Source organism: Mucilaginibacter sp. (assembly GCF_028288105.1).
Classification (GTDB): Bacteria; Bacteroidota; Bacteroidia; order Sphingobacteriales; family Sphingobacteriaceae; genus Mucilaginibacter.
Map to the genome: position 1 here is coordinate 1 of NZ_JAQBOI010000219.1, position 7,906 is coordinate 7,906.

A 7,906-nucleotide genomic window follows, 5' to 3' on the forward strand; every position below is an offset into this window, starting at 1 on the left:
TTTTTACCGGTATGGAAAGTAGCAGTAATGCCTTTAAGCACTTCGTTATCGCCAAAAGTTTTATAAATGTCTTTAATCTCGATCATAGCATTAAACTGGTGATCATAAGGTCAGCAAATAAGATCCACACACAACTGTAAACTACACCCGCCGTTGCCGACTGGCCTACCTCAAGCGCGCCACCTTTTGTATAAAAACCCTGGTAAGAACAAATGGAAGCTATGATAAAGCCAAAAACAAAGGCTTTAACTAAAGCCACCCTAACGGTAAGGCCATCAAAACCTTCATTAACACCCATTAAGTAATCAGCAGGTGTAATGTCACCAGTTATTACACAGGCAATATAACCACCTGTAATACCCAGGCATATGGAGATAATCACCAGCATAGGTATCATGGTTATGCTGGCAATAATTTTGGGGGATATCAAATACCCCGGCGCGTTAACACCCATAATTTCAAGGGCGTCAATTTGCTCGGTTACCCGCATGGTACCAATATTTGATGCAAAGTTTGAACCTACCCGCCCTGCCAGTACCAGTGATGATATGGTTGGGCTAAACTCTAATATGTTAGAGTCACGGGATATACTGCCCGCAATACTACGGGGTACCAACGGGCTTGATAACTGAAAAGCTACCTGAATAGTTGTTGCTGCGCCAATAAACACCGATATGATACTGATGATACCCAGCGAGCCTATCCCCACAGATACCATTTCACGCATCACCTCGTTCCAGTAAACACTGAACTTTTCGGGCTTTTTAAAACTTAAACGCAGTAAGAATATATATCTTCCTAAGCTTTGAAACATTTGTAATTGTGAAAATTCGGTTAAAAATACATTTTTTAATATTAAGCCTATATTGCTTGTTCTAATTCAATCAATTAAATTAGATATTATTATATGAAAAACGCCCTCATTACTGCAGCAACCAAAGGCATTGGCCGCGCTGTTTCAATCGCTTTTGCTAAACAAGGAATAAACCTGTCCATTTGTTCTCGAAATGAGCAAGATTTATCAGATTTTAAACAAGAGCTCCAGAATATCAACCCCGAAATTACTGTTGTAACCATGGTTACCGACTGCAGTAAACGCGATGAATTGAAAAATTTTGCTTCATTCACCGAGAAAAAGCTGGGTTTCGTCGGTATTATTGTGAATAACGTGGGTATGTACAAGCACGTTTCTATACTTAACGATAGCGAAGATTCCTTCCAAAAACAGATAGATACCAACCTTATGCCGGCCTACGAACTGTACCGTTTCTTCGGTGAAAGTATGGTTTCTGTCGGTGAAGGGCATATATTCAACATATGCTCTGTTGCGGCTATAAACCCTATAGCAGAGGCAGGTGTGTATAGTGTAACTAAATATGCACTTTTAGGTCTTAATAAGGTAATGAGGCTCGAAATGCAGGGACATGGTGTTAAGGTAACAGCAGTGATCCCGGGGTCAACATTAACAGATTCGTGGAAAGGCGTTGAGGTTGATAAAAACACAATGGTACTTCCCGAAGATGTTGCATCGGCAATAGTAAATACATTAAGTATGAGCGCCGGTGCCAATGTTGACGAACTGATCATAAAACCTGCATCGGGCCAAATTTAGTAACCAAACACTTAAACTAAAGATAATGGAAAAGAAACTTTACAGAGACGAACATCACAAAACAATTAGTGGTGTTTGCGCAGGCTTAGCCGAGTACTTCGGCGTTGATGTATCAGTAGTACGGGTAATATTTGTATTGGCTGTATTTTTAAAAGGAGTAGGTATTTTACCATACATTGTATTGTGGATAGTATTACCTAAACGCCCTTACAATTATACCGATCCAACCTTTAAACCAGGTGTTACGCCCGGCTTTAACCCTCCTTATAACCCGCAATTTAAAGATGTGCATGTAGATTATACTGTACCTAAGCCACCGTTCCCAGGGGAACCCTTTGCACCGTATCCGCCGGTTAAAAAAACCTCAAACGCAGGTGTTATATTCGGTGTAGTACTTATAGCACTTGGCTCAATATTTTTACTTGATCAGTTTGAATTTATACCCGATTTTGATTTTGAAAAACTATGGCCGATAGTATTAGTGGCAGTAGGTGCAACCATGCTATTTACAGGTAAAAAGAAACCATGGGAAAAAGAAGACTGGCATGCCGAAAAGAAAGAGGCTGAGTTTAAAACCGACGCCGATACTGAAGCAACCGAAGACAAGCCAACTGAAGACAAACCAAACGATAACACTCCAACTATATAATCATGAAAAGCGAAAAAATTGTACCGGGACTTATCCTGGTTCTGTTAGGAACGGTGTTCCTATTAGATAATTACCATGTAATTGATTTTCACTGGGGGAATATATGGCACCTGTGGCCTATATTTTTGATAATGGGTGGTGTAAACCTGGTGTTTGCCAATAATAAAGCACCATGGGCAACAGCCCTTAAAATAGGGGTTGTTATATTAGGCTTTTGCTTATTAGTATTTGGCCATTTTGAAAATCGCTGGTTTTCTCCGTTCAACAATCATTGGAGTTTTAATGATAATGGATGGCACAGAAATGGTGACTACGATAATGATGATGACGACAATAACGACAATGATAGCACCGGTATTGTTAAGGTAGAAGGCAGCAGTACTTACACCGAACCTTATGTGGCAACCGCAACATCTGCAAAGCTTATTATAAGCGGTGGCGGTACCCTTTATACGCTTAAGGATACCACCAGCCAGCTGTTTGAAGCCATAACCAAAGAACGTTACAACCGCTATATCTATACGCACACTATGGAAGGGAATGTACCGGTTGTTGAACTGCGGATGAAAGATAAAAAAGGCCATATCGAGTGGAATAGCGATAACGGTAACTCGGCTACTATGAAGCTTAATACCAAACCCGAGTGGGACATAAACGTAAAAGCGGGCGCAACCGAATTGGATTTTGACCTGTCGCCATTTAAAATTAAAAACTTTATAATAAACGGCGGTGCAGCGTCATTCCATGTTAAACTTGGACAGCCACTGGCAACTACCAATGTTGAAGTTTCAACCGGGGTATCTGAAGTAGAAATTAAAGTGCCTGCAAACGCGGCCTGCCGTATCACTTCAGATTCGGGCCTGTCATCAAACGAGTTTACCGGGTTTGATAAGAAAGCCGACAATACCTACGAAACACAAGGTTTTGCCGCAGCCACAAACAAAATACTGATTCATTTAAAAGGCGGCATATCCGATTTTAAGGTGATCAAATATTAATTGTTTTATTGCCGGATGGTTATGCGTAATGTTTAAATTTGAAAACTATGCAACCCTCCGGCAATAAAACTTTACAGCCAAGCGCCAACGATGAATATATACTGGTTATCAACGGCAAGCCCGAAGGGCCTTTCACCATTGCGCAATTAAGGGAGCGTAAAATTAAACCCGGCGATTTTGTAAAGACCGCCGCCATGGACGACTACAAGGAAGCCCATGAAATAGCTGCACTAAGGCAGCTTTTTGGTTTTAATAAGCAGCCATTGCCCCTACAGTATTTCGGCAGTTTTGACCAGCGCCTGCTGGCAGCCGTTATCGATTGGCTTATTGTATCCGCGGCGTTTGTTCTTGTGGCTTTTGTTGTAATGCTTATTTTGTTGCTGGCATTGCCCGGCGATGATAATAAAATTTTACGCATCGGCATTATCATATGTGTAGTAGCGCTCATCCCCATTGGTAAAATTGTTTATAATGTTATGATGGAAAGCGGCCCTAAACAAGGCACGTTTGGCAAGCAACTACTAAAAGTTCGTGTTTGTGATATTTATGGCGAACGCATACATACCTCTAAAGCGCTACAGCGTAACCTCTTCAAATATCTTTCGGTAGCTACATTATTCATAGGCTATCTAATTGCCTTCTTCAATAAAAAGCAGCAGTGCCTGCATGACATGCTGGCTGATACACTGGTTATTAAAGACCGGTTGGACAGCTAAATATGGCATTTGTTAAAAATTGTTAAAACTCTACGACAATTTCGTAACATGACTAACTTATTAGTTATGTTTGTGATGTATTTATAATCAACCCTGAATTTTTTAAAATATATCACAGTTATGAAAAAGTTATTTCCCCTGTTTCTATGCATGTGCGCTTTGGTATTTGTAGCTAAAGCACAAAAGTCAGATAGCACGAAAGCCATAGCGCACTATAAATTTTCTCACCTGCGGGATACCACCAAGCCAAATGATATCTACACCGAAAACATGGTGCTTTTTTTAGGCAAAAGTGCCAGCGTCTACAAAAGCTTTGACCGTAAAACGCAGGACGCCATGATTAGGAAGCAGGTGGCCGAACAGGTAGCGGCAAGCGCAGGCGGGCGTGTAAATGTAAACGTTAAGGGCGGGCGGGCCAGCAATACCGAGTACTTTACGTTTGCCGATCAAAAGAAATTCATCAGGAAAGAAAAGCTGCTGGTGAACAATTACCTGATAGAAGAACCAATGCCTGTTATTAAATGGCATATAACCAATGATACCGCAAGCTTTTCGGGCTTAAAATGCCAAAAAGCTACAGGGCACGTTGCCGGACGCGATTATACCGCCTGGTTTTGCCCCGATGTGCCTTTTCAAAGCGGGCCCTGGAAATTAATAGGCTTGCCAGGCTTAATTGTAGAGGCCTACGATACTAAAAAACAGGTGGTGTTTAAGTTTGATGGATTAGATAATGCCGATAAACTGGAAAAAGCCGCACCGGGCAGCGAGCCCGGCACCATCCAAACCGGTGGTACGGTTGTTAAGCTGATTGGGATGGCCGATGATGTTGATGACCCGGCTGTAATTGCCCTGCCATCAACAGGTATTAAAGCCACCGAAAAGGAGTTTACCAACCTTAAGGCAGCCCTGAAAAAAGACCCGCAGGCTTTTATGCAATCGGCAATGGCTGGCTCGGGGGCAACCGTTAGGATGGCTCCCGGCGGACCCAAAGATAAAATTCTAATTTCACAAGGCCCGGTTATTAATAACTCCTTAGAGTTACCCGAGAAAAAATGAGGCAGGTATATAAGTTTAGTGCAGTGTGCATTTTTTGCATGCTGTGCTCTACCATTGCCTTTTCGCAGGCAATTAAAGGTACAGTTACCGATAGTTTGGGCAAGGCAATATCATACGCCACCGTTAACCTAAAAAGTGGCAGCAACTTAATTATCGCATATGCCAGCAGCGATGATAAAGGGAATTACACTCTGCAAATACCCGCCGATGCTGATAAAACAGGCTTAGCTTTAGAAGTAAGCTGTGTGGGCTTTACTAAACAGGCCAAACCGGTTGCCAACGCGGTAACCGCATACAATTTTAAGCTTGCCAAGGCGGTTAATCAGTTACAGGCAGTAACCATAAAGGATAACCGCCCGCGGTTGCGGGTACATGGCGATACTACCGATTATAAGGTATCAGACTTTAGCAGCCCGCAGGATAGGGTTATTGGAGATGTGATTAAGAAGCTGCCGGGTATTGATGTGGCCAAAGATGGCAAGATCAGTTATACCGGTAAATCTATCTCGGGCGTGTATATAGGCGGTGATAACCTGTTGGACGATAAGTATAACATTGCTACCAATACTATCCCCAATAACGTAGTAGATAAAGTGCAGGTAATGGAGAACCATCAGCCTGTAAAAATGCTTAGGGATAAAGTGGTGAGCGAAGACGTAGCCCTTAACCTTACCATTAAAAAAGATGCGAAGCTGCAATTAGTAGGGCAGGAAACTATTGGCGCGGGCTTACCCGATAAATACTATGCCGACCTTAATGCCATGATGTTTAAGGATAAGTATAAGGCCATAAACTATTTTAAAGCCAATAACACCAGTAATGATGTTGCGAGCGATCTGGTATCGCACAACCTGTCAAGTTACCTGTCCAGGTTGGATAATGATAAACCAGGGACAGTCCTGTCATTAGGCACAGCGGGCGACCCTGATCTGCCACGAAACCGTTACCTGTTCAATCAATCGGGTATATTGAATTTGAATAACCTGGTTAATTTGAAAAAGGATGTACAGCTAAAGGCAAACGTATCTTACCTGCGGGATAACCAGAAACAGAGTTATACCAAGTTCAGCGAATATTACCTGCCCAATGATACCATACGCTATGCCGAAGTGCAAAATAACAGGCGCAGGCCGGATGTTCTGCACAGCCAGCTTTCAGTTAATGTAAACAAGGACAAGTATTACCTGAACAACAATTTTATTGCCGATTATAGTCGCAATACCGGTTACTCGGCGCTGAATACCAATGGCACACCCGTTAACCAGGTGTTTAAGGATAATTTGATGGATATATCCAACGAGTTTAGCCTCATGAATACCTTCAAGAGCAATAAAATAATTGAGATTTACAGTTACCTGAACCACAGTACCGAACCCGAGAACCGGGTGATAGACCCTGGTTTAAACCCCGATATTTTTAATAATGGTGTAGCTTACAAGCAGCTTACCCAAACGGTAGATATACCCACCTGGTTTACTAATAACTATGTTGGGTTTAAAATACCGGGCAATTTAATCACGCAAAGTTACAAGGCTGGTTTTAGCGTGCAATCGCAAAAATTACAGTCGAATCTAAACATAATACAGTTGAATAATTCGGTAAACCGGGTATCAGATAGCACGGTTAATAACCTGGATTGGCAGCGTCGTAAGGTTTATGCCGAGGCTGTGTATGATATCCCGGGGGATAAAATTAAGGCGAACATTTCGTTGCCTTTAAACTTGCAGCAGATAAGCTATAATGACAGTTATTATAACCTTGATAAAGATCTGACCCGCTTGTATTTTAACCCGCGTATATCCATAAAATACCAAACCGCGGTTGAAAATTATATAACGGTGGCTTATAACTTCCGTAATGATATTGGGAACATACAAGATGTGTATAACGGATCTATCCTAAAAGATTACCGGTCACTTTACGCCAATAACGCCGACCTAACCGAACGTAAAACGCAGAATGCTATGTTCGGGTTTAATTACCGTAAAGCCATCACCCTGTTCTTTTTTAGTGTAAATGCATCTTATACGCACATGAATGCAAATAACATCGCGTCGAGCATATTAACCAATAATATTCAGCAGCGTATTGTATTGCCCTTTGATAACAATATAGATTCATGGATGGGCAGTGGTTATGTGAGCAAATATGCCTTTGGTTTGCGTACTACCTTTAGCGCAGGTGTATCGGTACAAAGCACCAAGCTTAACCAGATCCAGAACAATATTATATTGCCTTATAACACCATCTCAACAACCTTTAGTATTGGTGCCGATACCAAGGTAAGCGATTATATAAACTTTAGCTACAAGGCCAATTACGACCAAACAAAAAGTAAGTCTTCAGCTGTTGCTACTTCAAGCAAGTTTGAGCGTTTAACACAACAAGGGTCGATAAATTATAACCCGCTAAGTAATTTGTTTTTTAGTGTTGCTGCCGATCATTATTACACTCACCAGCAACAGGCTAATGATCTGAAATATATTTTTGCCGATGCCTCTGTGAAATACAAGTTCAACAAAACAAAATTGGATTTGGAACTGACCGCGCAAAACCTGTTTAATACCAAAACCTATAGCGCGCTGTACCTATCAGCAAATACGTTTACCAGCAGTTCGTACACTATACCGGGAAGGTTCTTGTTGGCTAAGATGACGTTTAATTTATAGGTTTTTATTCTTCTTGTTGGTGTCCTCACCAACAAGCCACCTTGCATCCGGACTATAATAGAGAATTGTTGGTGAGGACACCACAGATGTTCGGAAGAATTAAAATAACGCTCAAATTCCGAATTTTGGCTAAAGCCTTATAAGTTTTGTTTGTAATCCGTTGGCTAAAGCCAACGGCAATGAAAAATACAAGTGATTTTTGATAA

7 protein-coding genes are annotated in these 7,906 nt (G+C 41.5%); 6 read left to right on the forward strand and 1 reads right to left on the reverse strand.

Annotation, left to right across the window (positions count from 1 at the left end; all coding sequences use genetic code 11):
- Positions 1-82: 82 nt before the first annotated feature.
- Positions 83-814 (reverse strand): ABC transporter permease, encoded by a 732-nt coding sequence (locus JWQ85_RS14955; protein ID WP_299469348.1) that lies wholly within the window; start codon positions 812-814, stop codon positions 83-85.
- Between the two features lie 93 nt (positions 815-907).
- Between JWQ85_RS14955 and JWQ85_RS14960 the strand changes: the two genes are divergently transcribed.
- The 6 genes from JWQ85_RS14960 to JWQ85_RS14985 all read left to right on the forward strand — a co-directional run bounded on the left by JWQ85_RS14960 (position 908) and on the right by JWQ85_RS14985 (position 7,700).
- Positions 908-1,612 (forward strand): SDR family oxidoreductase, encoded by a 705-nt coding sequence (locus tag JWQ85_RS14960; RefSeq protein ID WP_299469350.1) that lies wholly within the window; start codon positions 908-910, stop codon positions 1,610-1,612.
- Between the two features lie 25 nt (positions 1,613-1,637).
- Positions 1,638-2,261 carry a PspC domain-containing protein gene (locus JWQ85_RS14965; RefSeq protein WP_299469352.1) on the forward strand — a complete coding sequence of 208 codons (624 nt, stop codon included), beginning with the start codon at positions 1,638-1,640 and terminating at the stop codon, positions 2,259-2,261.
- 2 nt (positions 2,262-2,263) lie between these two features.
- Positions 2,264-3,259, forward strand: a complete 996-nt coding sequence (locus JWQ85_RS14970; protein ID WP_299469353.1) for a DUF5668 domain-containing protein — start codon at positions 2,264-2,266, stop codon at positions 3,257-3,259.
- 47 nt (positions 3,260-3,306) lie between these two features.
- A complete protein-coding gene (locus tag JWQ85_RS14975) occupies positions 3,307-3,975 on the forward strand; it encodes an RDD family protein (RefSeq protein WP_299469355.1) in 669 nt (222 codons plus the stop codon).
- A 120-nt stretch (positions 3,976-4,095) separates the two neighbouring features.
- On the forward strand, positions 4,096-5,031 hold the full coding sequence (locus tag JWQ85_RS14980; RefSeq protein WP_299469357.1) for a GLPGLI family protein: 936 nt from the start codon (positions 4,096-4,098) through the stop codon (positions 5,029-5,031).
- Complete coding sequence (locus tag JWQ85_RS14985) at positions 5,028-7,700, forward strand: TonB-dependent receptor (RefSeq protein WP_299469359.1); 2,673 nt, start codon at positions 5,028-5,030, stop codon at positions 7,698-7,700. The genes JWQ85_RS14980 and JWQ85_RS14985 overlap by 4 nt, the downstream gene beginning before the upstream one ends.
- The last annotated feature ends 206 nt before the right edge of the window (positions 7,701-7,906 follow it).